This is a genomic window from Collimonas silvisoli (genome assembly GCF_018305005.1).
GTDB classification, from domain to species: Bacteria; Pseudomonadota; Gammaproteobacteria; order Burkholderiales; family Burkholderiaceae_D; genus Collimonas; species Collimonas silvisoli.
This window is the reverse complement of record NZ_JAGQEG010000080.1, coordinates 1-26,530: the sequence shown is the minus strand read 5'-3', so window position 1 is coordinate 26,530 and position 26,530 is coordinate 1. Positions and strand designations below refer to the sequence as shown.

Genomic DNA, 26,530 nt, shown 5'->3' with positions numbered 1-26,530 from the left:
CCAGCGCACGTTTTGGTTGGAACCCTCCGGGAACGGCTGCAGGCGTCGCATGCCGTTGTTGCAGCTCCTTGCCGTGGCACCGCTACGTCGCGTCGCTGCGCCTAGGCACGCAACGCCTGCCGCGCGTTCGCACTCACAAATCAATTGTTAACAGGCCCTGTATAATCACGCAACCCTCAAGGCAGAAAGGACTAGCCCTATGAAGCAACGTCCACCAGTTGTAGACGAGCGATCAAACGACCAACCCATCGGCGCAGCCAACGGCAAGCGCGTATTTTCCGCCAGCAGGCGCAGTCTCATGTTACTGGCCGGCGTCAGTTTCGCAGTGATGAGCACTCCACGCTGGCTGCAGCAAGCATCAGCGCAGACTATCACCCCAGCCAGTTCCCCGCCTAGTGCCAGCAACCAGCAACAAACCAATTTCATGGCCTTGTCGGCTCTGCTGACCGGCGCCCCGAAACTTAATCCGCGCATAGGCGCCAGGCTGTATGGCGCGCTCGGCAACCAAACGATCGAGTTTGAAAAACAGGCTGCAGCGTTGTGGCAATACAGCCTCGATCACAACATCAAGGACGTCGACAACCTGGCAGCCGCAGTCGGCAACGATACTGCGCTATCGCTGGTTCTGCATACGATCGTCAGCGCCTGGTATCTGGGCGTAGTCGGCGACGGCGGTGTCACCGGCGGCGCCAAGGTGATCGCATTTGAACAGGCGTTGATGTTCGATCAGGTGCGCGATGCAGTGGTTGTTCCGACTTATTGTCGTGCCGCCCCCGGTTATTGGGTTACCCAGCCGGCAGTCTTGAAAGCGAGGATTTGAACATGGCTGACAACTCAGTTGGAACATTAGCTGCTGACGTAGTAATTGTCGGTTCCGGCGTCGCCGGCGCCCTGGTGGCGCATCAACTGGCTTTGTCCGGCGCTTCAGTGCTGGTGCTGGAAGCCGGGCCACGGCTGGAACGCTGGCGCATCGTTGAAAATTATCGGAACACGCCGAGCAAAGACGATTTCATGGTGCCCTACCCGTCCACCAAACATGCGCCGCATCCCGAATACACGCCGGAAAATAATTATCTGATCCTCAAGGGTACGCATAAATACAATTCGCAATACATCCGTGCGGTAGGCGGCACTACCTGGCACTGGGCCGCAGCCGCCTGGCGCTTTCTGCCCAACGATTTCAAGATGAAGACGCTGTATGGCGTCGGCCGCGACTGGCCCATCAGCTACGACGAGCTGGAGCCCTATTACTATCGGGCTGAAGTCGAGCTGGGCGTGTCCGGTCCCAACGATGGCACCGATCTCGGTTCGCCGCGCAAGCAACCCTATCCGATGGATCACCTGCCGCTATCCTGGAATGACCAGCGCTTCAGCGCCGTGGTGAATGGCGCCGGCCACAAGGTGGTGTCGGAACCGGTGGCGCGCAACAGCCGCGCCTACGACCAGCGGCCTAACTGCTGCGGCAACAATAACTGCATGCCGATCTGTCCGATTGCTGCCATGTACAGCGGCATCATCCACGTCGAGAAAGCCGAAAAAGCCGGCGCCAAGGTATTGGCCGACGCCGTGGTTTACCGGATCGAGGTCGATGCCAAGGAACGCATCAGCGCTGTGCATTACAAAGATCCGCAAGGCGTCACGCACCGCGTCACCGGTAAATATTTCGTGCTGGCGGCGAACGGTATCGAAATTCCCAAACTGATGCTGATGTCGACCGACGACAAGCATGGCAAAGGCGTGGGCAACAGCTCCGATCAGGTCGGCCGCAACTTGATGGACCATCCCGGCACCGGCGTTACCTTCCTCGCTAATGAAGACTTGTGGCCGGGGCGCGGTCCGATAGAAATGACTTCCATCGTGGACATGCGCGACGGCGCTTTCCGCGCTGAATACGCGGCCAAAAAGCTGCACTTGAATAATATGGCGCAGACCAATCACGCCGCGCAGACGGCCTTGAAAGACGGCCTGGTCGGGGTCAAACTGAATCAGGAAATCCGCCGCCGCGCGGCGCGCACGGTGAATATCAACAGCTTCCACGATATTTTGCCGGACCCGGAAAACCGCATACGGCCGAGTACCGAAAAGCGCGATGCGCTTGGCATTCCGCAGCCGGAGATCACTTACTCGATCAACGATTACGTCAAGAAAAGCGCGGTGCTGACACATCAGGCCTACGCCAGCATCGCGGCCATGTTCGGCGGCACGGAAATCAAGTTCGACGATGATTTCGCGCCTAACAATCACATCATGGGCGCCACCATCATGGGCGGCGATCCGCGCGATTCGGTGGTCGACGCCCACTGCCGTTCGCACGATCACGAAAACCTGTTCATCGCCAGCGGCTCGGTCATGCCGGTCGCCGGTACGGTGAATTGCACCTTGACTATCGCGGCACTGTCCCTCCGCATCGCCGATACATTGAGGACGGTACTATGACGGCCCGCTTCCGACTCGCTTGCCAACTTCCGCGCTGGGCCGGTGCTTTGGCGCTGGCCGCCGGCATGGTGCATGGCGCCGCAGTTGCAACTCCTGCTGCCGATGCGGTGGTTGCTGCCCCCGCTGCCGCTCCCAATGCCGACCAGATAACGCGCGGCGCTTACCTGGCCAAAGCGGCCGACTGCATCGCCTGCCACACTGTCGACCAGGCCAAGCCGTTCGCCGGCGGTTACCCGCTGGCGACGCCGTTCGGCACCATCTACGGCCCCAACATCACGCCGGACAAGGAAACCGGGATCGGCAACTGGAGCGACGAAGATTTCATCCGGGCGCTGCATAACGGCATCGGCAAGAACGGCGAGCATCTGTACCCGGCTTTCCCTTACGCCTCGTTCACCAAGCTGTCGCGCGACGACGTGCTGGCGATCAAGGCTTATCTGTTCAGCCTGCCGGCAATCCAGCAAAAGACGCCGGAAAACAAACTGCCCTTCCCGCTCAATCAGCGCTGGATATTGGCCGGCTGGAATCTGTTCAACTTCAAGCCCGGCGAATGGCAGGCCGATCCGGCCAAGAGCGCCGAATGGAATCGCGGCATGTATCTGGTGGAAGGCCTGGCCCACTGTCAGGAATGCCATACGCCGCGTAACCTGACCATGGGCGTCAACAGCAAGCGCGCCTTCGCCGGTGCGCAGCTGGGCGGCTGGACGGCGTTCAACATCACGCCGGATCCAATCAGCGGCGTCGGCGGCTGGAAGGATGAAGAACTGACGCAGTATCTGAAAACCGGCCTGGTGCCGGGCAAGGCTTCTGCTGCCGGCGGCATGGCGGAAGCCATCGAGCATAGCTTGCAATATCTGAGCGACGCCGATTTGAAAGCGATTGTCACTTATGTGCGCAGCGTGCCGCCGATCAACGATCTGGCCGACAAAAAGCCGCGTTACGCCTGGGGCCAGCCTGCCGATGACGATGCCGATCTGCGAGGCGTTGCCGCCGTGTCGGTCAGCAGCAATGCTTCCGGCGGCGCCGAACTATTCAGCGGCAACTGTGCCAGCTGCCACTCGGCCAGCGGCAGCGGCGTCGTCGGCGGCTATTATCCGTCGCTGTTCAGCAATAGCGTGGTGGGCACGCGCGATCCCGGCAATCTGCTGATGGTGATTCTCAACGGCGTCCAGCGCCGCGGCAAGGATGACCAGGCTTTCATGCCCGGCTTCGCAGATCATTTGGACGATGCCCAGATTGCAACGCTGGCCAACTATGTCTTGAAGCAATATGGCCATGCCGACGCTCCCGCCGTCACAGCCGAATTGGTGAAAACCCAGCGTCAAGGCGGGCCAGTCTCGCCCCTGGCATCTTTATTACCGCCGGGACTGGCGGCGGCGGCGTTGATCGTGGTATTTATATTGTTTTCGCTGCTCACACGTCGTCGGCGCAAGCAGCCGACATGACCGCAATCAGCCACCATTATTGAAAAGGAAACGGATTCCCATGGCCTTACGTATCATCGCCACCGGCGGCACCTTCGATAAGCACTACGACGAGATCGCCGGCAAACTGACCTTCGCCGCCAGCCATCTGCCGCAAGTGATCCAGCGCGCCCGCATCACCGCCGAGATCGCGCTGGAAGAGTTGCCGCTGCTGGATTCGCTCGACATGCAGGATATCGACCGGCGGCGCGTGCTGGCCTCTTGCACCCATGCCACAGAACAGGCGATAGTGATCATCCACGGCACCGACACCATGCGCGAGACTGCCGCCGTGCTGGGTGCGGCAGCGCTCGAAAAGACGATTGTGGTGACCGGCGCGATGATTCCCTACGTCATCGCCAATTCCGACGCCCTGTTCAATTTCGGTTTTGCCTGCGGCGTTGCGCAAGTCTTGCCGCATGGCGTGTACGTGGCGATGAACGGCAAGATTTTTGCATGGGACAAGGTGGAAAAAAATCGGGTGGCGGGCGTGTTTGAGCCGTTGTAATGTTTTTTCCAAGGTATAAAAAAACGGGGCAGAATTTCTGCCCCGTTTTCACGTTCAAACCAAAGGGATGACGCCATCCCGGTCACATGCGCTTACGGTTATCTGGCAACGCCCGTCAGACCGCGTGCCTCCAGCAACGGACCGACTTCCGGCCCCCGTCCGTAGAAATCCTTGAACAAGGCGCTCGGATCGTCGCTGAAGCCGCGCGACAGCACCTTGGCCCGCAACCGGTCGCCGTTGGCGCGCCGCAAGCCGCCGTGGGTATTCATCCAATGCTCGCTATCCTTGGCCAGCACATCGCTCCAGATGTAAGCGTAATAGCCGGCCGAATAGCCGCTGGCGAAGATATGCTGGAAATATGGCGTGTGATAGCGCGGCGGCACCACATAACCGTCGCCGCTTGCTGCCGCCTGCAGCGCCCGCGCTTCAAACGCCATCACGCCCTTGACGGCAGGTGTCTGATCCGCCGGCAGCTGGTGCCAGGCCTGGTCCAGCATGGCCGCCGCCAGGTATTCGGAGGTCTCGAAGCCGGCGTTGAATTTACGTGCTGCCAAAACCTTGTTGAGCAGCGCCCGCGGCATCGGCTTGCCGCTTTGATAGTGCTTGGCATAGTTGGCCAGCACTTGCGGATTGTGCGCCCACATCTCGTTGAACTGCGACGGGTATTCGACGAAATCGGGCGGCACCTCGGTACCGGAGAACAGCGGATACCGGACGTTGGAGAACAAGCCGTGCAAGGCATGGCCGAACTCGTGGAACATGGTGTTGACCTCGTCGAAACTGAGCAGCACCGGTTTGCCGGCCGCCGGCTTGACGATGTTGATATTGTTGGACACCACCGGCTTGGCCGCGAACAGGCTCGATTGCGAGACATAGCTGTTCATCCAGGCGCCGCCCTGCTTGTTGTCGCGTGCGAAGGGATCGAACAGGAACAAGCCTAAGGGCGAACCGTCCTCGTTGAATATCTCGAACACCCGCACGTCTTTCTGATACACCGGGAGGTCGCTGCGCTCCTTGAAACTCACGCCGTACAGCTGGTGAGCGGCGTAGAACACGCCATCCTGCAGCACCCGGTTCAATTCGAAGTAAGGCTTGATCTGGGCCTCGTCGAAGTTGTAGCGCGCCTTGCGTACTTGTTCGGCATAAAACGCCCAGTCCCATGGTTGCAATTTGAACGGCTTGGTATGGCTGGCCTTGGCTTGGCGGTCGATCAGCTGTTGCATCGCTGCCGCTTCCTTGCGAGCGTTGGCGGCAGCTGCCGGCGCCAGCTGCGCCAGCATGCGGTTGACGGCGTCGGGCGTGCCGGCAGTTTCGTCTTCCAGCACATAGGCGGCGTGGCTGGAGTAACCCAGCAGCGCAGCACGCTGGGCGCGCAATTTGACGATCTGGGCGACGCCGGCGACGTTATCGTCGCCGCCGCCGTCGGCACGGCTGATCGAGGCGGTATAGATGCGTTCGCGCAGCTGCCGATTCTTGAGTTGCGCCAGGATTGCCTGGTCGGTGGTGTTTTGCAGCGCGATCAGCCATTTGCCGTCGAGCTTGCGATTGCTGGCGGCCTGCGCCGCGGCGGCGATCGCTTCCGGCGACAAGCCGTCCAGATCGGCCACCCGATCCACCACCACCGCGCCGTCGTTATTCGCTTTCAACAGGGTTTGCTGAAATTGCGTGGTGAGCGAAGAAATCTGCTGATTCAGCTGGCGCAGCTGATCTTTGTCGGCCGCCGACAAGCGGGCGCCGGCTCTGACGAATTCGGTGCGATAGCGTTCCAGCAGCCGCAGCGACTCGGGATCGAGGCCCAGCGCGCTGCGCTGTTGATACAGCTGCTCGACGCGCGCGAACAGCTGCGGATCGAGAAAGATGGCGTCCTTATGCGCCGCCAGCTTGGGCGCCATCTCTTGCTGGGTCTGGTCCAGCACAGGGCTGGTGTTGGCGTTGACGAGATTGAAGAAGACGTCGCTGACGCGGGTCAGCATGCGGCCGGAACGCTCCAGGGCGACGATCGTGTTGTCGAAGCTCGGCGGCGCTGGATTAGCCGCGATCGCACCGGCTTCCTGGCGCTGCTGCGCCATGCCGGCTTCGAACGCCGGCTGATAGTCCGCATCCTTGATCTGGTCGAACGGCGGCAGGTTGTATGGCAGGGAACTGACTTGAGCGAAGGGGGAACTGGCAGCGGCAGTAACCGCAGTGGCGGCTTGCGACGTCTTGGCCGGCGTATTGCAGCCCATCATTCCCGCGGCTGCGGTCAACATCAATCCGCATAGCGAGATACGGCGTGTAGAAGCTTGCATCGATTCTCCTTGTATTGGAACTTGGTATTGTTTTTCTGACGAAACATTTTACGCCAGCAATCAGAACCAGGTGAATCGCGCGATACTTTGAAAAAACGATGTGTGAAAAGCACGAAAGACATGGAAAAGGTTCCATGTCTTTCGTCTCGAAAGCAGTACGTTACTGTGCCTAGCCCGGCTTTAGAAACGCGGTTTTAGAAGCGGTGCTGAATCCCGCCGATGACGCCGGTCTGGCCGCTGCCGTAGGCAATATCGTCACGCGACACACCGACCAGTTGCTGGTTCTTTGCCTTGGCATAGGCCGCGCTCAGATACAGGTCGGTACGTTTTGACAGTGCGTACTTGCCACGCACCGAATACATGATCGGATCGGCATCCTTGCCGCTGGCGACGTTCTTGATGTTCTGGTAGTAGATGGCGCCGATCAGCGTCACTACCGGCGTCACTTTGTAAGTAGCGCCGCCCCAGAAGAAATCGCTGCGCAGATCGGGCGCATTCGAGGCCAGCGTTTTCTTGTAATTGCGATAGCCCAGGTCTAGCGCGAGATTGCTGCTGAGCTGGTAATCGCCGGCCAGGTGGATGCTGGCAGCTTTGTCATAAGCACCGTTGGCGACGGCGGCGGCGCCGTTGACCCGGTCAAATGTCGCGGCGATCCGGAACGGGCCGGCTTCGTAGCCGACACCGAGTGCGTATTTTGCGTTGTCGCTGGTGTTGCCGGCAGTTTCACCGAAGCCATAGGTCGCGCCCAGCTTGAAGCTGCCGAATTTCCCCGTGTACTTGATCATGTTCGGCAGATTGGTCAGCATGCCGTCCTTGCGGCCACCGGTAGCGCCGGCCGATGTCACCCATGAATACTGGCCGGAATAACCCATCGGGTCGAACGGCAGGATGAAATCATAGGTGGTGGAATAGGAGCGGCCGGCAACGACGCGGCCGAAGCTGCCGTCCAGGCCGACATTGGCCTGGCGGCCGAACAGCAGGCCGGCGCTATCGAGTTCGCCGGTATCGGTCTTGAAACCGTTTTCCAGTTGAAATACGGCCTTCAGTCCACCACCCAGATCCTCGGTGCCGCGAAAGCCGATGCGCGAGGTATTCATGGCGCCGGAACTCAAACGGAACAGACTGTCCTTGCGGGCATTGGCGTGATTCACATATTCGACGCCGGTGTCGACGATGCCGTAGATGCTGACGCTGGTTTGGGCGTAAGCGCCGGTCGTCAGCATGCCGATGGCGGCGAGGGTGGCCGTCGCCAGGTGTGTCTTCTTCATGTTACTTCCTCCGATGTATAGATTTTTTTGTTGGTTGTGCGGTTACGACTGAGCTGCATAAAGGCTGTTGCTTGATACGGGTGTAGAACTCCCCCCTTTCTGTGATGCCGGAATTTCTAGCGGAAACGCCCACAGCGCGTGTTGCGGCAATTGCAGCCAGTATTCGCCCGGCGCCAGCCGTTGCCTTGCATAGGCGCGCAGAACGGTGCTGTCGGCGCCGCTGGCGCCGGTATTGCGGAACACGCATTCCCAGCGGTCGCCCAGATACATGCAGGTCGACAGCGGCAGCTTGATGGCGTTTTCCGTGGGCGTATCGGAGATGTTGACTTGCTCGACGCGGATAATCGCAATCGCGTCTCCGCCATCGTTACCGGCAGTTGGTCCGCGCAGCGTCGCCTTGACATTGCCGCCTGCCATCTGCAGCAAGGCTGGCTCGCCGTCACGCTGCAACACCTTGGCCCGCAGGCGGTTGTTGCTGCCCATGAACTCCGCCGTGAACAGCGTGTTGGGCGTTTCGTACATGCTCTGCGGCGTGCCCTGCTGTTCGATCTTGCCGTTATTGAGCAACAGGATGCGATCGGAAATTGCCATTGCCTCGGCCTGGTCATGCGTCACCATCAATGCCGACAAGCCGAGGCGCACGATCAGCTCACGCAAGAAGGCGCGGGCTTCCTCGCGCAGCTTGGCGTCCAGGTTGGATAGCGGTTCATCCAGCAGGATCACCGGCGGGTTGTACACCAGCGCGCGGGCGATGGCGACCCGCTGCTGCTGGCCGCCCGACAATTGATGCGGGAAACGGTCGCCCAGATGGCCGAGGCCGAGCTGGTTCAAGACCGTCTTGACGCGCTCCGCAATATCGCCGCCATTCATTTTCCGCAGCTTCAAACCGTAAGCGACATTGTCGAACACGGTCTTGTGCGGCCACAGCGCGTAGGACTGGAACACCAATCCCAGATTGCGTTCTTCCGCCGGAATTTCCAGTTTGCGATGGCCGTCGAACATGACCCGTTCACCGATCTGTATGCTGCCCGATTTCGGCGATTCCAGACCGGCTACCGCACGCAGCAGAGTGGTCTTGCCGCTGCCCGACGGCCCCAGCAACGCAACCACTTCGCCGCGCTGCAATTCCATCGACACACCTTTGAGAATCGGATTGGCGCTGGCGCCGCTGCCGTAGTCGAGATGCAAGTTATTGACGCTTAATTCGCTCATGGTGATTTCCTGATTAGTCGTGCAACTTGACGCCGAAGCGCAGTGCGATGCCGAGGCCGATGGCCACCAGCGTGATGTTGATAAAGGAAAGAGTGGCAACCAGATCGACCGAGCCCGAGGCCCACAGCGAGACGATCAGGGCGCCGATGACTTCAGTGCCGGGCGAGAGCAGATAGACGCCGGTCGAATATTCGCGTTCGAAAATCAGGAACACCATCAACCAGGCGCCGAGCACGCCGTAACGCACCAGCGGCAGCGTCACATCGCGCGTCACCTGCGAACGGCGGGCGCCGACCGCACGCGCCGCTTCTTCCAGTTCCGGGCCGACCTGCAACAGCGCCGTGGTGATCAGACGCAAGCCGTAAGCCAGCCACACCACCGAGTACGCAAGCCACACCGAGAAAATGGTGGAGCGCAGTTCGCGCAATTGCGGAATCACATGTTCCACCAGCCACAGCGCAATCACGTTGTCATAGCCCTTCAGCAGACTGTCCAGGAATGACGGCACAAACAAGAATACCCACAGGAACGACAAGCCGGCCAGCAAGCCAGGCACGGCGCGCGGGATCAGCACGCTGTAATCGAGGAAGCGGGTGACGCCGTCGGCTTTGCGATGCATCGCCAGCGCAATGCAGCAATAACAAGCGACCGCAATCGCACCGCCGATGACGCCGATCAGGATGGTGTTGACGATGCCACGCATCAGCGCCGGCTGCTCCCAGATATCGCGGAAGTGCTGCAAGGTGAAAGTGTCGATCAGCGATACGCCGTAACCCCAATGCGAGACAAACGCACGCAAGGCGATGCCGGACAAAGGAATCACGATCGTGAAAATCAGCCAGGCCGCGATCAGGCTGAACGCCAGCCATTTCCATTTACCCAGCGGCAGCGCTTTCTGGCGTGCGCCTTTGCCCTTGATCGAGACATATTTATTGGCCGAACGCAGCAGCCAGCGCTGCATCATCACCAGCGGCAGAGTCACCGCCACCAGACACACCGCCACCGCCGCCATCAAGTGATAGGAGGGCGTGCCGAGTTTGTTGGTCAGCTTGTACAGATAAGTCGGCAGCACCAGATGGCCTTCCGGATCGCCCAGCACCAGCACCAGCCCGAACACTTCGAAACCGAGGAAAAACACCAGCACGCCGGCATAGGCCAGCGCCGGCATGATCATCGGCAGCGAGACATTCAGCGCCACTTGCAAAGGCGAGGCGCCGGCCACGCGGGCCGCTTCTTCGACGTCGGCGCCCAGGCTCTTCAGCGCGGCCGAGGCATACAGATAAACGTGCGGCACATGCGTCAGGCCGGCGATGATGACGATGCTGGGGAAGGCATACACATTCCACGGCGTCGCTTCGATGCCGGCCAGACGCAGCAAGTCCTGCATCCAGACCGTATAGAAGCCGACCGGCCCCATCGCCACCACATAACCGAAAGCGATCACCATCGGCGATACGAAAATCGGCAGCAGCAGCATCGGCGCGATCCAGTTGCGGCCGGGCAGATCGGTGCGCACCATGAGGAACGCCAGCATGCCGCCCAGCGGCACGGCAATAAAGGCCAGGCCGCTGGCCAGCAGCAAGCCGTTAATGAAAGCCTGGCGGAAATCCGGATCGTCGAAGATGAAACGATACGGTTCCAGGCTCAGGATTTTGATCGGCGCAAAAAAGGGCGCGGATAAAAAGCTTTGATAAAAAATCAGTATCAGCGGCAGGAAAATCGCCGTTGCCGCCAGCGTGACCACCAGCCCGCGCGGCCAGTTAAGGCGCGCCAGCCGGGAGCGGCTGGCCAGTGGATGGGGAGGAGAAATCGAAGTCATAGTTGCACCCTGCAGAGATATCTGCGTCGTAAAAATCCTTCATCCCCGCGCACGCGGGGATCCAGGTTATTAAGTCAAATAAGCAAAAATGGATTCCCGCGTGCGCGGGAATGACGCAGAGTTGCGTTATTTTTTCCCCGCAGCGGCTTTCCATTGCTTCAGGAATGCCAGGCGTTTGGTTTGATCCAGGTATTGCAACAAGGCCGGTGTAATCGGAATCGGCTTGAGCGCGCTGCCGAGTTGTGTGGTCAGGCTGGCCAGCGTGGCATGGCCGCTGACATCCGAACGCAATGCATACAGCTGGGATTCATTCGAGATGATGGTCTGGCCGCGCTTCGATAACAGATAGTCGATCCACAGCTTGGCCGCGTTCATGTTTTTCGCAGCTTTGTTGATGAAAACCACGCGCGACAGCACCAGGTTGTAATCCTTGGTGAAGACGACGCCAATCGAAGGATCTTTTGCAGCGCGGGCTTGCGCATAAGAACCGATCACGTTGTAGCCGATCAGATTCTCGCCGGAGGAAATTCTTTCCAGCATGGTGCCGGTTGACGACTGCACCCGGATGCCGACATCGCCGAAGGTCTTTGCCAGGTCCCAGAACTGCGGATTGATTTGCGCATCTTCGGTAATGAAGGAAAAGCCGACACCGGATTTTTCGATATCGTAGGTGGTGACCTTGTTGCGGAACTTGTCGGCCTTGCTGCTCAGCAGCTTGACCAGGTCGGCGTGGGTGGAAGGTACTTCGTCGGCACTGACCAGGCGCTTGTTATAGACGATCGCAATCGGCTCGAAGGTCGTGCCGTAGGCGCTGTCCTTGTAATTGGCCCAGGCTGGAATCGCGGCGGTTTCCGGCGATCTATAGACCGCGCCATAGCCTTCGCTGACCAGCTTGAATTGCAGATCCATCGCTGAAGACCACAACACGTCGGCAGTGGCGCCGCCGGCAGCGGCTTCGGAAATGAAGCGGTTGTATACCTCGGTCGAATTCATGTCGTTGAATTCAACTTTGATGCCCGGGTAGAGCGTGCTGAAATCCTTGATCAAGGGTTCTGCGGCTTTGGAATCAGTGGCGCTGTAAAGCACCAGCTTGCCTTCTTTCTTGGCGCCGTCGACGATCTTGGCGTAGTCGGCCGGATAGTTGGCAGGCGCTTGCGCCGAGGCGTTCAGCGTCAAGCTCAAGGATAGAATGGCGAGTGCGCTTGCCAGAGGTTTTTTGATCAGCATGGGTGTCATCTCCTGATGGTTATGGTGCTTAGGTTGAGTCATTCAAAAAGGCGCAGGCGAGCCGAAGCCAGCCGGGCTATGGCTGCCATCTGGTGTTGCTTGCGGAGGAAAAACGTTGGCTGCGGGCCTGAAAGCCGCGGCTGGATTTATCTAATCAAGCCAAGCTGGTCCGATTGCTTGCGGTAGTCTTCAACGGCTTTTTTAATGTATGCAGTTAGCTGGTCGCCGCTCAACGCAAACGAATACAGTCCGTTGCGGGCGCGCAGGCGGTCGAACTCCGGGGTCGCCATCATTTTGTCGAAAGTGTTCACCCAGCGCTTATAGTCGGCGTCGCTGACTTGCGGCCCCATATAAACGCCGCGGATGATCGGCCAGCTGACGGCCATGCCTTGTTCGCGAGCAGTGGGAACATCGGCCAGCGCACCCGGCAGGCGCTGCTCGGATAACACCGCCAGCACGCGGATTTCGCCGTCGAGCGAATGCAAGGTAGCTTCCGAGGCGTCGCCGGAAACCACTTGCACATGGCCGGCGCGCAAGGCGGTAAATGCTTCGCCGCCGCCTTCCAGCGCGACGAAGCGCAGGTGCTTGGGGTTAATCTGATTTTGCTTGGCCAGCATGGAAATTTTCAGCCAGTCCTGGCTGCCCACGGTGCCGGCCGCGCCGATGGTGAGCTTGGATGGATCTTTCTTGAGTGCGTCCAGCAGGTCGCGCAAGGTTTTATACGGCGAATCGCTGCGCACCGCGATCATGCCGTAGTCAACCCCGATCGCAGCTACCCAGCGTACATTGCTGACATCGGCGGCGCCGTATTTTCCTTGCGCCAGGTTCATCAGGGAACCACCGGAAAACGCGACCAGCGTATTGGCTTCGGCCTGTCTTTGCGTGACGATGGAATTCCAGGCGACGGCGCCGATGCCGCCTGGCAGGTAACTGATCTTGACCGAGTCGTCTTGGGCTGCGCCTGCAGCCGGCAGTTGCAAGCCTTTCTGGACTAGCTTGCAAGTCACAGCCATGCCGCCGCCGGGCTTGGCCGGCGCAATGCATTGGACAGGCGATTGCAGCGGCGCTGCGTGAGCGCAAAGCGTGACACATGCACTGAGTGCGGCAATCCAGGCGATAGTGGAAGTCATTGTCTCCTACCCATTCTGTTGTTGTTTCACTGCAATACTCGCTGCAATATCGAGCAGCTGCGAAACCAGGGCTTTATACGTTTTTTTGCATCATAACGGCCGCAGTCTTTCATTTTCCTTTCACTCAGATTTTGCCAAGTGTGGCTTTCTGTGTGAGTATTGACGGTCGTTTTCAAATTTTAGTTACTAGCGTTGTTCAAAGCCATGCGGATTTTACTGATCGAAGACCATGTTGAGTTATCGCGCTGGCTGACCAAGGCGCTGCAGGATGCACACTGGTCGGTCGAATGCGCCATGAACGGCGCCGATGCCGACAGCCTGTTGCACACCCAGCAGTATGCGCTGGTGATACTGGATCTGAGCTTGCCGAAAATGGATGGACTGGAAGTATTGAAGCGCTTGCGGGCGCGCGGCAGCAAAACCCCGGTATTGATCCTGACCGCGCGCGGCGGTTTGCAAGACCGGGTGCAAGGCTTGAACCTCGGCGCCGACGATTATCTGGCCAAGCCGTTCGAACTGGTTGAGCTGGAGGCGCGCGTCAAAGCCTTGCTGCGGCGGGCGCAAGGCGGCGAAGCGCCGGTCTACAGTTGCGGCGCTTTGCAGTTCGATACGGTGACGCGCATGTTCAGTTATGGCAATGCGGCGCTGGCGCTGACGCCGCGCGAGCATGCGGTGCTGGAAGTGCTGATCAGCCGCGCCGGCCGCGTGGTATCCAAGGAAAAATTGTTCGATGAGGTATTTTCACTGGTCGACGACGCCAATCCCGACGCGATTGAAATCTATATACACCGCTTGCGCAAGAAATTGCAGCGCAGCGGCGCCGAAGCAGTCGCCATCACCACCTTGCGCGGCTTGGGTTACTTGCTGGAAGTCGCCGCAGAAAAATGACGGCGCCGCCCGCTCATCGAGCCGAGATCAATTCCAAGCTCAAACCAGCCAAATCCCTGGGCAGCTTGCGCAGCCAGTTATTGCGCTGGCTTCTGATCCCTTTGCTGCTGCTGGTGGCGTTCGATGCATTCTCAGTCTATCGCAACGCACTCGATGTGGCCGACCTGGCCTACGACCGCGCCCTGCTGGCCTCGACCCGGGCGCTGGCGGAACGGGTGGCGGTGGTCGACGGCAAGTTGGTTGCCGATGTGCCGTATGTGGCGCTGGACAGTTTTGAAACCGATACGCTGGGACGTATTTATTACAAAGTGACCGGCACCCGCGGAGAATTCGTGTCCGGCTACGAAGATCTGCCGGCATTGCCGCCGGATGTGCCGCGCTCCGAAATTTATCCAGCGCTGGTGCGCTTTTATCACGCCAGTTATCACAACCAGGCGGTGCGCATCGCCGCCCTGTATCAACCGATGTATGACGATCCGGTGCGCGGCATCGCACTGATCCAGGTCGGCGAAACCATGGATGCACGCAGCGACCTGACCCGCAAAATCCTGTTCAGCACCATGTGGCGGCAAGGTTTGCTGGTGAGCGTGGCAGCCTTGCTGGTATGGTTTGCAGTGCGCTTTGTGCTGCGTCCGCTGATGCAGCTGAAAGCAGCGGTGGAAGCGCGCGCCAACACCGATCTGGCGGATTTCGAAGTCAGCCAGGTGCACCGCGAAGTGCGGCCGCTGGTGGTAGCCATGAACGGCTATATGGGGCGCCTGCAGGCGCTGATTACCGGCCAGCGCCGTTTCATCGCCGATGCCTCGCATCAGCTGCGCACCCCGCTCACCGTGCTCAAGACGCAAGCGGAACTGGCCCTGCGCGAATTTGACCGCAATCCCAACGATGCGCGCGCCTGGCAAAACCTGCGTGAAATCGTCGCCAGCATTGCCGGCACCACCGACGCCACCGTCCATCTGGCCAATCGGCTGCTGACGCTGGCGCGTGCCGAGCATGGCGCAGCCGAGAGCGGCAGTGCGCCGGCTTCGCTCACCGGCATCACGCGCCAGGTCGCGCTGGAGCAGGCGCCCGCCGCAGTGAAAAAACAGATCGATCTGTCGTTCGATGCAGCCGACCGGTTGATCGTCAATGGCAATGCCTTGCTGCTGCACGAATTGATCAGCAATTTGCTGGACAATGCGATTCATTACACGCCGGCCGGCGGCAAGATTGTCTTGCGCGTGCGGCGCGATAGCGTGGCGCAGCGCGCCCTGCTGGAAGTGGAAGACAGCGGCATGGGCATCGCCGAAGAAGACCGGGAGCGCGTGTTTTCCGCGTTTTACCGTGCCCCGTCCGCACAGCAGCAAAACCCCAGCGGCGCCGGCCTCGGCTTGTCGATCGTGCGCGATATCGCTTTATCGCACGGTGCGCAGATTACGCTTGCCGCGGCGAGTGACAGCAAAGACCAGGCTCCGGGCCTTAAGGTTACGCTCAATTTCCCCTTACCTTTATCCTTGAATTCCTGATAGCGTTAGACATATCGATATTTTCTAGTGTTTCTACGTTAGGGAGGCAAGCTTTGAGCGATACAGCCATCAAAGTGGTAACGGGCACGGCGCTGACGGATGAGCAGAAAAAAGATCTATTGCACCGGCTGGCGCGCGTCGAAGGCCAGATCCGCGGGGTGCAGAAACTGATCGCCAACGCTGCGGTGCCTGCCGATTGCGACAGCGTCGCCCAGCAGCTGGCGGCCGCCCGCAAAGCGCTGGACAGAGCGTTCATCACCCTGTTGACAGACGCCATCGTTACCCACACCGCTGCCGCCGCCAATCCAGAACAAGCTCAGCAAAGCGCCAGGAATCTGGCGGCGCTGCTGGATAAGTTTGCCTGAAGTTGTCCCGAAATTTTCTTCACCACGGTTGCAGCAAACTTTAAGCCGATAAACTATTTCGCCGCTGGCCTGTCATTCCTATAATTCTTTTCAGAAGAAGTTGAACTGAAAAGAGGAGGAACATGATCTTAGCCGGCAATCACACCGCCATCCAGTCCGGGATAGGCATGATAGAAGTGCTGGTGGCAATCGTCATCATCGCCTTCGCCATGTTCGCCCTGATCGATATACAGACGGTTGCGTTGCGCTATCAGAAGACGGCGCATGTGCGCGCCATGGCCAGCCAGTTCAGCGCCGATCTCGCAGAGCGCGTGCGCGCCAATATCCGCGGTGCACATAGCGGCGCATATGACTTGTCGCAGCAGACCTATCCAACACTCGGCGAGTCCGCCCCGTCCTGCTTCCATTCCGCCAATTGCACGCCGCAGGAACTGGCGGCAAAAGATATCCATGAATGGCGCACCGGCCTCAGCAATGCGATGACTGGCGGCTGGGGCGAGATCGCCGGCTCCGTGACGGACGGTTTCACGGTCAAGGTGTATTTCCTGGATACGCTTACCGCCGGCGACGAACTTGATCCGGTCGCAAAAAATTGCCAGTCCGGCGCAGCCGATAGGGTTCTGCATAAAGATGTGCATTGCTTCGCCACCGCGTTTTTCCCATGAAAGATTGTCAGCGCCGTTGCAGCCGCGCATCCGTAACATACGTCTCGCTTCAGGATCGCCCGCACTATCGCCGGCAGCGTGGCTTGATTTTGCCGATGCTGCTGATTTTTCTGCTGGTGATGATGTTTCTCGGTTTTGGCGCCTTGCGTGCCGCGCTGCTGGAAGAAAAAATGGCAACCAATGCCGGCAATCAGCAAATGGCGTTCCAAGCCGCGGAACACGCCTTGCGTTTTTGTGAAAATCAATTAAGGCTGTCGCCGGTCACCATCCCGCAGCTCAAGCAAGGGCCGGTTACGGTCGATGGCGCAAGCAGCAAACCCTACTGGGAAATCGCCGATAGCTGGCGCAACGATGAGATCTCGGTATCCGTACCGCGCATGAGCAGCGAAGGCACGGTGGCCGCCGCGCCGCCACGTTGTCTGGTTGAGCGGCTGCAGTTCGATGCAGACCTGCAGTACCGGCAGCAACTTCCACCGCAGTTTTCACAACAACGGCTGGCGTACAGGGTTACGGCGCGTGGGATAGGCGCGAGCACTGCAGCCGTGGTGCTGTTGCAAAGCTATTTACTCTTATAACGACGTTCTTCACGGAGAAAGTACCAGCCATGAAAGTTGTCTTTCCGGGTCTCTGCGCAATCATGCTGATATCTGCTGTCGCCCGGGCTGAAAATACTCCGGATCAGCCGCCGTTTATCTATGCAACCAGCTATGAGACAACAATATGGCAAGGGCATGTCAAAGCTTATCCGATCAGTAAAAGCGGTATTGCCGAAACAGCGCAATGGGACGCCGCCGATTTGATTCCGCCGTGGCAGGCGCGGCATATTCTGACTGCCGCCGCTGACGCCGTCGTTACACCGTTCGAATGGCGGCAAATGAGCGATATGCAAAAATCCGCCTTGTCCTCGGAGGATGTCTTGCACTATTTGCGTGGCAACGACGCGCTGGAAATTCGGCATGGCGTTGGCCAATTCCGGAATCGCAAAGGCAAACTTGGCGACATCGTCAATTCTGCGCCGCTGTATATCGGTATCTCCGATTCCGCCTATCACTTGTTGCCTGCGGCAGACGGCGGCGACAGTTACCAGCGTTTTGTCAATAGCAAGAAGCAGCGTCGCGCCATGCTCTATGTCGGCGCCAACGACGGCATGCTGCACGGTTTCGATGCTGTCAGCGGCGTGGAAAAAACAGCATTCATTCCGCACGCGATTTTTGCCTATCTGCCGTTACTGAGCGAAGCTGACTATGTGCACCGCTTGTTCGTTGACGGTTTGCTGACAGCCGGCGACGCTTATCTCGGTCATAGCGGCAGCGCGGAATGGAAAACCATCTTGCTGGGTTCAACCGGTGCTGCTGCGAAGAGCCTGTTTGCATTGGATGTCAGCAATCCGGCTGCGCCGCTTGACTATCCCTTGCTGTGGCAAAAAAGTGCAGGAGACGATGGCCAGGGAATAGCCGATGACGACATGGGCTATTTGCTGGGCGAGGCGTTTGCGATTCGTCTGCGCAATGGCGCTTGGGCCGCAATGTATGGCAACGGCTATCAAAGCGGGAAGCAGCGCGCCGCAATGTATCTGGTTGAGCTGGCCAGCGGCAGCTTGATCAGAAAGCTGATTGCCGGTACTGCAGATTCCGTGATCCCGAATGGTCTGGCGACGCCGGCACTGGTGTTCAATAAGCAGCGTGAAGTAAGCACAGCCTACGCCGGCGATTTGCATGGCAGTCTCTGGAAGTTCGATCTGAGCGCAAGCGAAGCGGAGCGCTGGCAGCTCGGGTTCGACGGCCGTCCCCTGTTTGTCGCCACCGATGGCCGCGGCAAGATGCAATCCCTCATGCAGCAACCCTTGCTTGAGCATCATCCCAGAGGCGGCGCCATCGTCATGTTCGGCGCCGGCAGAGCGGAACCCGGCGGCGCCAGGAACAAATCGCAAACCTCAAGCTTGTACGGCATCCGGGACAAGATCGACGCCGGCCCTGTTGCGGATCGTACTCAGTTGCAACGACAAACGCTGACAGAAGGCGAAGGCGGAAAATGGCAATTGAGCAGCAACGCCATCAATTGGAGCAAGCAGCGCGGCTGGTATATCGACCTGCCCGAAAAAGCCGGCAACGTGGTCGGAAAATTGCAGATCATCGACGGCGTGCTGTGGGCGCTGACCTATTCTTCCGCTGAAGAAAAATCGTATCTGATTGGAATCGACTACACCATAGGCGGCGCCACGACCGAGGCCGCACTGGCGGATTTTCCGCAAAATATTTCAATGATAGAAGTGGCTGCAGCAACCGTTACACCCGCCGCCATCAAGTTGCCGGATGGCCGCCGGCAACTCGTGATAAATGGCCGCGATGGCAAGCCGCAGGCGATCGCTTTGAATCCAGTGCAGCGCCGCCCGATAAGAACCTGGCGCCAATTGCCGGCGCCGCCGAGTATGCCTGATCCGGGCTAGGGGAAACCAGAGATGCGCAAACAAAGAGGCTTCACCCTGATCGAAATCATGACAGTGGTGACGATTGTCGCCATCCTGAGCAGCGTAGCGTTGCCCAGCTATAGTGAACACGTCAGACGCGGTCAACGAGTTGCCGCGCGAGCAGTCTTGCTGGAAGCCGCCAGCTGGATGGAGCGCCGCTTCTCCGTGCATCACAACTACCTTGGCAATGACCATCAGATTCCTATATTGCCCGATGGCTTGAACCGCTCTCCGCGCAGCGGCGCCGAAAAATATGTGATCAGTCTGACCACCGGGAAAGCGCAAGCTACGGCCTATCAACTGCGCGCAGTGCCGTCTGTTCCGGACAAGTGCGGCAGCTTCACCTTGGATCATACCGGTGCGCGCGGACTTATCGGCAATACCGCGTCGTTGAAAGAATGCTGGGGAAGCTGACGTATTTATGTGCTGCTGCGGTTTGATTTACTGAGCATGACAGCGGAATAATCGTTAAAAAGCCCGCAGGCAGCGGGCTCGGTGGAGTTTAGTCGTCATCATCATGATGGCGATGATGTTCATGGCGTTCATCCCGGCGTCGCCATTCTTCACGACGCCATTCGTCATCGCGGCGCTCGCGCCACTCGCGACGCTCGACCCAGCCAGGTTGTACATAGACTTCTTGCCGCGGGTAATACACCGGCGCAGGCACATAACGAGGTTCGTATTGCACAACCGGAGGGTAATACGGTTGCGGCGGCGGTTCGACGTAAATGCCGACTCCGACGTTAACGCCGGCGGCAGCGCTGCCGCAAGCACCGGCGGCGATAGCGCCCAACGCCAGACATGCTAAAAGTTTTTTCATAATATTTCCTGTTTGCCAGCACTGCATAGGGCGATTCCGCCATTTCATAGCTTCAGTGTACGGACAATGGTTAGTCAATGTTGCTCTTAGGGGCAACAAGTGTAACTTTAAGTAAATGAATGTAGTGGAGAAGAGTGCAAAATTATGGTGGTTTTGTTTATTTGCCATGTTGCAAGAATCTGATAGGCATCTACCGGACAGAGGCTGAGACGAAAGACGCGCCATGGGCCGTCGATGCAGCCCCCGATCGGCTATATCCAGGCGACTATTTCATCTCGTGTCCAATCACGCCGCCGACTACTGCACCGCCCACGGTGCCGGCCGCGCTGCCGCCCGTCAGGACGGCGCCGCCTACCGCACCTACACCGGCGCCGACTGCGGTCGACGAACACCCTTCCACGCTAAGCAACATGAGCGCAGTAACGGCTATCAAGGCAAATCTTTGTGCGATTTTCATGGCGGATCTCCTCCTGGCAATGATGCAGGCTAGATCAGCATACAGGCGGGTTAGAGGGGTGTCAGTGCGGCAGCTAACATACAGGACCAGCGGCTCGGCTGGTCCTTTTGAAATGAACGATAAGCAGATTCAGGCGTCGAAACAGTGGTCATCAATCATCCAGGAGCACGCCATGAAACGCCTCGCTATTTTATTCGGTTTGACTGTGCTGCTAAGCGGTTGCGTAGTCGCCCCATACGGCCCGAGGGACGGTGGTTATAGAGACGGAGGTGAATGGCATGAGCACCACGATGACCGGCGCCGCGATGAAGCTCCTAACCGCTATTAATTGTTGGCTATAGGCGTTAAGCAGCCTGCGGTGATTAGCGGACAGAGTAATTCCGCCAGATTGCCATCTCAACAAAGAAACCTGATAGTGACTGGAAGCCTTTTCTGTATTTTGGATTTGGGGACTCCATACAGGATTTGCGTACTTACCTGTGTACTTAAAAGTAATGCGTATCAATTTATCGATAGATGCAAATAAAATTCAGAGCGAGCGACTCTATGCTTTAAGGGTATGTTGCGTTGGAAGATAGGTTCTCAGACTGTTTCAGGTATAGATATAAAGGCAGTCGCCTCTGAGATGAGTAAAATGATATTTTCTAAAAATATGAATCCATATAAATAAAAATGTCATCATCGAAACTGTTGATTGCTCTTCTCTTCCTATCCGTTTCGAAAATAGCGATTGGAGATGAAGCCGTATTACATGGCGATTCCAATAAACGGAGAGAAGAATCGCATGGTAAAAACATGCCAATTTTCGAAAAAAATCCCGTCAAATTTGATAATAGACGTGCAGACGAATCGAAAATCATGAATGCATTTATCAGCTACGGCCAATCTTGGCGCTCTCAATCACAACCAGTGGCTGGCTCTGATTTAATTCCAGACGAAAAAAAATCACTCGCATTTGCACCGAAAGCCAAAAACACGACAACACTACTCCCAGCAATTAGTTCCCCTTGGGTCGCTGAGCAATATGGTGACCTGGAAGAATTAAACTGGGGCAACACAGTGACAGGCAGCTCTGGCAATGCATCTGGAAATATCGGAAATATCGCTGCTCGAACACTCGTTAAGCTAAGCAAAGGAAATGGTTACTCGCCCTTCAACGTTGTAGATTTTGGCATGGCATATCCTGGGTATACGTGGCAGCAACTTCAACCCGGCACACAGCAATGGACCGTCATGCTGAACGCCATAAGCAAAATTAGAGCGATCAATAGTTCGAACGGAAAGCTAACGCGTTGGCTAGGTGTTGGCTGGACACACGGCTCGTTTTCTCCGACTGACAAATTCGACTATTTCCAGCAGCTGCAGCAGATGGTCAGTGCATTCGATAAGTTGGCTCTGAATAGTGGCAATGGCGGGGAAGATAAACCGCTGCATTACTATATCGACATGTTCGGCGGTGTTTCTGACATGACAGTTCAATCGCCAAATACATTAAGACAGCTAGATTTTTCGTATTCCGATCTATCACGCTTTCATCTTGTTAATCCTCGCTACCCCTACCCATTTGCCGCCGGTGACAATGTCCACCACAGTGGTATCGGTTATGCTCAATATGGCGAAGCGGAAGGATTAGCCAAGTTTTATACTCTCGTTGCCGGGATACATTGGGAGCCATTTAGAATCGTCTCAGGGCAGATTAACGGCTCAAAAATCTCTCTAAAAGTATCGGCTCCGATGGTTGGTTTCGGAAAGCCGGAAATTGACACATCGCAGATAGAACGAGCATCACAATTGGGATTTCACGTAAAAGCAGAAGGTATTGATGTTCCCGTGAAAAGTGTTAGTTTTACAAACGCAACAACCATTGCGCTGCAACTGCCGTCGTCAGTTTCAAAATCATCAAAGGTAGAGGTTTCGTACGCCTGGTATGGGCCAGGGGCTCCCTTCGGAACTCACGCAGGAGTTTGGGGAAACATTAAACGGAAAGGTCCGCCATCGGTACTATTTCGTGGAAAAACCATCGATCTTTGGCTATGTAACTACATTGGCGTTATTGAACGTGCACCAAAGCTAAATTTGAAATAAATCGGATCGCATGTTCGTTTGCGCGCTGCATTGACCCACTCCGTTTGACCCTCTCTCCATTGCCTGGCGAACGCAGCGACCCTGTCGTAAGATCCTTTGAATCCCAAATCGACGAGCTCCTCGTGGAGCTGCTTGAGGTTGCCTGAACCTATGCTTCACCATAGCGCAGGCAATTGAATTGAATCGAATCAGGTCGTCTGGAGAGCGTGGCAAGTCAGCGGACTCATCAGCGCCGGCGGCCGCACAGAGTACATACTGAATAGACGCTAGCTGACGCGCAACCGTCACGCCTCTAATCGCACCGGCCGTGACGGCCTCTGGCTGACGACAAATTAGCGCCCTGTGGTCGTGACGATGGATATGGGGGTGCTCCCTGCAGGAACGGTTGCCGGAGTCATGGCGGCGAGCGCGCCGCCCGCGCCGATGGTGTACTGCGAAACGCTGTTGCTGCCATTGTTCGCCACATAAGCGTACTTGCCCGATGGATCCACGGCGGCCGGGTAGGATCCGGTGGCGACGGTTGCCGGGCTCATCGCCGTGAGGGTGCCGTCCGCGCCGATGGCGTACTGTGAAACGCTGTTGCCGCCGAAGTTCGTCACATAGGCGTACTTGCCCGACGGATCCACAGTGACCCCGTCAGGACTGGATCCGGTGGCGACGGTTGCCGGGCTCATCGCCGTGAGGGCGCCGCTCGTGCCAATGGTGTACTGCGAAATGCTGTTGCTACCGTTGTTCGACACATAGGCGTACCTGCCCGATGGATCCACGGTGACCTCGTATGGAGCGCTTCCGGTGCTGACAGTTGCCGGGCTCATCGCCGTGAGGGCGCCGCCCGCGCCGATGGTGTACTGCGAAACGCTTTTGCTGCTGAAGTTCGTCACATAGGCGTACTTGCCCGATACATCCACGGTGACCCCGGACGGAGCGGTTCCGGCGCCGACGGTTGCGGGACTCATCGCCGTGAGGGTGCCGTCCGCGCCGATGGTGTACTGTGAAACGCTGTTGCCGACGTAGTTCGTCACATAAGCGTACTTGCCCGATATATGCACGGTGACCCCGTATGGACTCGATCCGGTGCTGACGGTTGCCGGGCTCATCGCCGTGAGGGCGCCGTCCGCGCCGATGGTGTACTGTGAAACGCTGTTGCCGACGTTGTTCGTCACATAAGCGTACTTGCCCGACGGATCTACGGTGACCCAGTATGGACTCGATCCGGTGCTGACGGTTGCCGGGCTCATCGCCGTGAGGGTACCGTCCGCGCCGATGGAGTATTGCGAAACGCTGTTGCTGCCGTTGTTCGTCACGTAGGCGTAAATAAACTTGCAGACGACACTGACATTGCCGACGTTGGCGGTGACGCCCGATCCGCTGGCGCCGGAAATCGAGCAAAACTGCGCGGAAGGCTGCGTGCTAACCGTGACAGCATAGCTGCCGTTATAGGCCACCGGGGTGGCGAAAGTGAAGGCGCCATTGGCATTGATCGTCAAAGGATCGCCGGCGTTATCCAGCAGGGTGACTTGGGCGCCATTGGCCAGGCCAGAGACGCTGCCGCCGATGGTGTAGGCATTGGCCGAGCAGACGATGGCGACATTGCCAACGTTGGCGGTGACGCCTGCTCCTGCTCCGGTGCCGCCGGAAACCGAGCAAGTCTGCCCGACAGGCTGCGTACTCACCGTAACGGCATAGCTGCCGTTATAGGCCACCGGGGTGGCGAAGGTGAAGGCGCCGTTGGCGCTCACGGTCAGCGCATCACCGCCGTTATCGAGCAAGGTGACTTGCGCACCGGCGGCCAGGCCGGAAACCGTACCGGAGATTCGATAACTTCCCTGAGGAACGACGCCGCCACCATTGGCGCCTCCAGACCCAACCCCAGACCCAGCCCCAGCCCCAGCTGTGCTTCCGCCTCCGCCTCCGCCTCCTCCGCAACCGGCAAGCGCCACGCTCAACGCCAGCGCAGCCATCCGGCATAGGGATGCATTGAAAAGCGTCGTTTTCATTTTCATTTTTGATTTTCGTACCGTCGTCGATTCAGTCGTCCGGTCAAGTTGGAATGGGCGCCGGTCAGGACTGATACGCAGACGGTGCGAGACACCATGCGCGACCCGAATGTCCCCACTACCTGCTGCCATCTTTCGCATCACACCAAGCACCTGCTGCAGTTTCAACATGACCACTCTCCCTTTAAGTTTTTCTTATCTGATCGCCCCGCCTATCGATGACTGGACGCCTGCCATCGAAGCCGCAGCGCAACGAAGTGGGGGATCAAGGTAATAGCGAGATATGACAGGAGGCAGGATGTTGGCAAGCGGCGCAGCGTTGCATGGGCTAGCCGCTGCATAATGGACATCGCGGAACTCCGACGTCGCTATGTTGACCAGCGCATCGTTCCACACAAGGCGACGGACCAGGCGCCGTGCAGCCGTGGATAACCAAAACCCATTTGCCTGGTGATAGATCTGCATGCTAGCTCCCTGCGGAATGCCGGCCGATTCTGGTCTCCTGCGGCTCTCGCTTATAGTTGTCACTTTCATTCATTTGGGTCGATCTGTCAGTAGATGAACACCCGCAGAATCCGGTAGGGTATGCCCGACTAAATTTTAGTTTGGAAATAAATCCCTATAAGACCTCAAACAACCCGGCAGCCCCCATCCCGCCACCAACACACATTGTGACTACGACGAATTTGATGCCGCGGCGCTTGCCTTCGATGAGGGCATGTCCGACCAGACGAGCGCCGGACATGCCGAACGGATGTTCGACCGATATCGCGCCGCCTTCTACATTCAGAATGTCATCCGGGATTGCTACTCTCGCATCGTTTTCGGTACGTTCGAAGATAGCGAGCTTGTTGATCTTAATGAAGAAATCGCGGACATTGGTATGGCGCGGGTTTCAGCGCTATGGGATGCCTTGCTTTAACCGAGGGCACTTGCGTCCGATAACCGCGAATTGGAAAACACCTTATTAAGGTTGGCGTCAATTCCTATTTTTAGGGTAAAGATCTGATGAGACAAACGAAGAAAGCAAGTCGCTGGTGGTCAGTGATTAGCGCGGGCGCGATACTCGGAATAACATCAGTACTGGTCTATGCAGGCAGCATGTTGCGCCCCGCAGTCGCGCCAGTTTGTGAGGTATCGCCTTCTGGGTACGTCAGTCCCACGCGAGTAGTAAACGGACCATTATTGCGGATAGGTGGTTCTGACATAGTACGCAATGATCGGAACCAAAATATTCAAATTGCGGTTTGTAGCAAAGGTGGTTGCATTGGGCCTGCTCGAGAGTTAGAGCAGGTCAAAAGTGGCACATTAGTGCGCGCCGAGTATTGCGCCAAGATGATTATTCGTGTGTACGCAAGCGATGTCGAAATCTACAACAGAGTGCCTCCAACACAAAAATATTTGGATCAACAAGCTGTAGCAAGTCGTGATTTTGTTTTGAAGATGTTTGCATTTTCATGCGGCTTGCTATTGTTTGGAATACTTGGCGTGCGACGGAAAGTCGAGACCTGATCTTGATAAGAGGGATCAACGATAGTGAGCAACAAGGGCTATGCTAATCCCGAAAACCAGCAATACGACTAGCAACATACCGAACTCCTTGCGCGTGCGTGGCAAAGTCATCGCCCCACTGCCGCCAAATATGACAAGAATAATGGCAATGAGGGTGGCAGCGCCCGTGGCCAGTTGAGTTACCGCATTGCAGATGCCCTCAGCAAATCTTGGCCATCCAAATCTACGGTATTGTTTAACTTCCGGTCGGCGAAACTCTAGTTGCTTGTCGAAGATCATGGTTGTACATTTTGACCTTACCCCGCTGAGTGCACCAATCGCAAGTTAGTAATCTCGCTGTTTTCGTTGTGATGCAATACCCGGAATTGGTCCGGTGCCATTTGCCCCAGGGCGCTATGCGGGCGAACCGAGTTGTAAT

The 26,530-nt window shown here is 57.6% G+C and carries 24 protein-coding genes and 1 pseudogene; 14 read left to right on the top strand and 11 right to left on the bottom strand.

Annotated features, from left to right (window positions below; all coding sequences use genetic code 11):
- Positions 1–199 precede the first annotated feature (199 nt).
- The 4 genes from KHU33_RS19370 to KHU33_RS19360 are packed head-to-tail and all read left to right on the top strand — an operon-like array spanning position 200 to position 4,407.
- Positions 200–820 carry a sorbitol dehydrogenase family protein gene (locus KHU33_RS19370; protein ID WP_211465902.1) on the top strand — a complete coding sequence of 207 codons (621 nt, stop codon included), beginning with the start codon at positions 200–202 and terminating at the stop codon, positions 818–820.
- A 2-nt stretch (positions 821–822) separates the two neighbouring features.
- Positions 823–2,436, top strand: coding sequence for a GMC family oxidoreductase (locus tag KHU33_RS26525; protein WP_230414404.1), 1,614 nt, complete (start codon positions 823–825; stop codon positions 2,434–2,436).
- Positions 2,433–3,881 (top strand): c-type cytochrome, encoded by a 1,449-nt coding sequence (locus KHU33_RS19365; protein WP_230414403.1) that lies wholly within the window; start codon positions 2,433–2,435, stop codon positions 3,879–3,881. The genes KHU33_RS26525 and KHU33_RS19365 overlap by 4 nt, the downstream gene beginning before the upstream one ends.
- Positions 3,882–3,921: 40 nt before the next feature.
- Positions 3,922–4,407, top strand: a complete 486-nt coding sequence (locus KHU33_RS19360; protein WP_211465900.1) for an asparaginase domain-containing protein — start codon at positions 3,922–3,924, stop codon at positions 4,405–4,407.
- A gap of 98 nt (positions 4,408–4,505) precedes the next feature.
- On the opposite strand, the gene KHU33_RS19355 is transcribed toward KHU33_RS19360, so the two are convergent.
- From KHU33_RS19355 to KHU33_RS19330, 6 genes are all read right to left on the bottom strand, one after another.
- The gene (locus KHU33_RS19355) at positions 4,506–6,695 is read right to left on the bottom strand and encodes a M3 family metallopeptidase (RefSeq protein ID WP_230414402.1); all 2,190 of its coding nucleotides are present in this window, start codon (positions 6,693–6,695) and stop codon (positions 4,506–4,508) included.
- 194 nt (positions 6,696–6,889) lie between these two features.
- The gene (locus KHU33_RS19350) at positions 6,890–7,963 is read right to left on the bottom strand and encodes a porin (protein ID WP_211465898.1); all 1,074 of its coding nucleotides are present in this window, start codon (positions 7,961–7,963) and stop codon (positions 6,890–6,892) included.
- 42 nt (positions 7,964–8,005) lie between these two features.
- The gene (locus KHU33_RS19345) at positions 8,006–9,175 is read right to left on the bottom strand and encodes an ABC transporter ATP-binding protein (protein WP_230414401.1); all 1,170 of its coding nucleotides are present in this window, start codon (positions 9,173–9,175) and stop codon (positions 8,006–8,008) included.
- Between the two features lie 13 nt (positions 9,176–9,188).
- Positions 9,189–10,994 carry an ABC transporter permease gene (locus tag KHU33_RS19340; protein WP_211465896.1) on the bottom strand — a complete coding sequence of 602 codons (1,806 nt, stop codon included), beginning with the start codon at positions 10,992–10,994 and terminating at the stop codon, positions 9,189–9,191.
- 126 nt (positions 10,995–11,120) lie between these two features.
- Positions 11,121–12,221, bottom strand: a complete 1,101-nt coding sequence (locus KHU33_RS19335; protein ID WP_211465891.1) for an ABC transporter substrate-binding protein — start codon at positions 12,219–12,221, stop codon at positions 11,121–11,123.
- Positions 12,222–12,367: 146 nt separating this feature from the next.
- A complete protein-coding gene (locus tag KHU33_RS19330) occupies positions 12,368–13,351 on the bottom strand; it encodes a Bug family tripartite tricarboxylate transporter substrate binding protein (protein ID WP_211465889.1) in 984 nt (327 codons plus the stop codon).
- A 204-nt stretch (positions 13,352–13,555) separates the two neighbouring features.
- On the opposite strand from KHU33_RS19330, the gene KHU33_RS19325 reads away from it, so the two are divergent.
- The 7 genes from KHU33_RS19325 to KHU33_RS19295 all read left to right on the top strand — a co-directional run bounded on the left by KHU33_RS19325 (position 13,556) and on the right by KHU33_RS19295 (position 19,655).
- Positions 13,556–14,239, top strand: coding sequence for a response regulator (locus tag KHU33_RS19325; RefSeq protein WP_211465887.1), 684 nt, complete (start codon positions 13,556–13,558; stop codon positions 14,237–14,239).
- Positions 14,236–15,744 carry a sensor histidine kinase gene (locus KHU33_RS19320; RefSeq protein WP_211465885.1) on the top strand — a complete coding sequence of 503 codons (1,509 nt, stop codon included), beginning with the start codon at positions 14,236–14,238 and terminating at the stop codon, positions 15,742–15,744. Before KHU33_RS19325 ends, KHU33_RS19320 begins: the two co-directional genes overlap by 4 nt.
- Before the next feature lie 53 nt (positions 15,745–15,797).
- Positions 15,798–16,109: a metal-sensitive transcriptional regulator gene (locus KHU33_RS19315; protein ID WP_211465883.1), complete on the top strand. Its 312-nt coding sequence runs from the start codon at positions 15,798–15,800 to the stop codon at positions 16,107–16,109.
- A 122-nt stretch (positions 16,110–16,231) separates the two neighbouring features.
- Complete coding sequence (gene pilV / locus KHU33_RS19310) at positions 16,232–16,774, top strand: type IV pilus modification protein PilV (RefSeq protein ID WP_211465881.1); 543 nt, start codon at positions 16,232–16,234, stop codon at positions 16,772–16,774.
- Complete coding sequence (locus KHU33_RS19305; protein ID WP_329956087.1) at positions 16,771–17,349, top strand: pilus assembly PilX family protein; 579 nt, start codon at positions 16,771–16,773, stop codon at positions 17,347–17,349. Before pilV ends, KHU33_RS19305 begins: the two co-directional genes overlap by 4 nt.
- Before the next feature lie 29 nt (positions 17,350–17,378).
- Positions 17,379–19,220, top strand: a complete 1,842-nt coding sequence (locus KHU33_RS19300; protein ID WP_211465877.1) for a pilus assembly protein — start codon at positions 17,379–17,381, stop codon at positions 19,218–19,220.
- A 12-nt stretch (positions 19,221–19,232) separates the two neighbouring features.
- Complete coding sequence (locus tag KHU33_RS19295) at positions 19,233–19,655, top strand: type IV pilin protein (RefSeq protein ID WP_211465875.1); 423 nt, start codon at positions 19,233–19,235, stop codon at positions 19,653–19,655.
- 88 nt (positions 19,656–19,743) lie between these two features.
- Here KHU33_RS19295 and KHU33_RS19290 read toward each other — a convergent pair whose 3' ends face one another.
- Both KHU33_RS19290 and KHU33_RS19285 read right to left on the bottom strand, forming a co-directional pair.
- Positions 19,744–20,061: a hypothetical protein gene (locus KHU33_RS19290; protein WP_211465873.1), complete on the bottom strand. Its 318-nt coding sequence runs from the start codon at positions 20,059–20,061 to the stop codon at positions 19,744–19,746.
- Positions 20,062–20,326: 265 nt separating this feature from the next.
- Positions 20,327–20,518 (bottom strand): glycine zipper 2TM domain-containing protein, encoded by a 192-nt coding sequence (locus KHU33_RS19285; protein ID WP_211465871.1) that lies wholly within the window; start codon positions 20,516–20,518, stop codon positions 20,327–20,329.
- 672 nt (positions 20,519–21,190) lie between these two features.
- Between KHU33_RS19285 and KHU33_RS19280 the strand changes: the two genes are divergently transcribed.
- Positions 21,191–22,603 carry a hypothetical protein gene (locus KHU33_RS19280; protein WP_211465869.1) on the top strand — a complete coding sequence of 471 codons (1,413 nt, stop codon included), beginning with the start codon at positions 21,191–21,193 and terminating at the stop codon, positions 22,601–22,603.
- Positions 22,604–22,935: 332 nt separating this feature from the next.
- On the opposite strand, the gene KHU33_RS19275 is transcribed toward KHU33_RS19280, so the two are convergent.
- Together KHU33_RS19275 and KHU33_RS19270 are read right to left on the bottom strand one after the other, a co-directional pair.
- Positions 22,936–24,606, bottom strand: a complete 1,671-nt coding sequence (locus tag KHU33_RS19275) for a lactonase family protein (RefSeq protein ID WP_211465867.1) — start codon at positions 24,604–24,606, stop codon at positions 22,936–22,938.
- A 613-nt stretch (positions 24,607–25,219) separates the two neighbouring features.
- Positions 25,220–25,405: pseudogene (locus tag KHU33_RS19270) on the bottom strand (acetyl-CoA C-acyltransferase); the annotation flags it as partial.
- Here KHU33_RS19270 and KHU33_RS19265 point away from each other — a divergent pair.
- Positions 25,319–25,522: a hypothetical protein gene (locus tag KHU33_RS19265; RefSeq protein ID WP_211465865.1), complete on the top strand. Its 204-nt coding sequence runs from the start codon at positions 25,319–25,321 to the stop codon at positions 25,520–25,522. The pseudogene KHU33_RS19270 and the gene KHU33_RS19265 sit on opposite strands and share 87 nt — an antisense overlap.
- Before the next feature lie 86 nt (positions 25,523–25,608).
- Entirely contained in the window at positions 25,609–26,112 is a 504-nt protein-coding gene (locus tag KHU33_RS19260; protein ID WP_211465863.1) for a hypothetical protein, read from the top strand.
- Between the two features lie 15 nt (positions 26,113–26,127).
- Here the strand turns inward: KHU33_RS19260 and KHU33_RS19255 are convergent, their stop codons facing one another.
- Positions 26,128–26,391, bottom strand: a complete 264-nt coding sequence (locus KHU33_RS19255) for a hypothetical protein (RefSeq protein WP_211465861.1) — start codon at positions 26,389–26,391, stop codon at positions 26,128–26,130.
- Positions 26,392–26,530 lie beyond the last annotated feature (139 nt).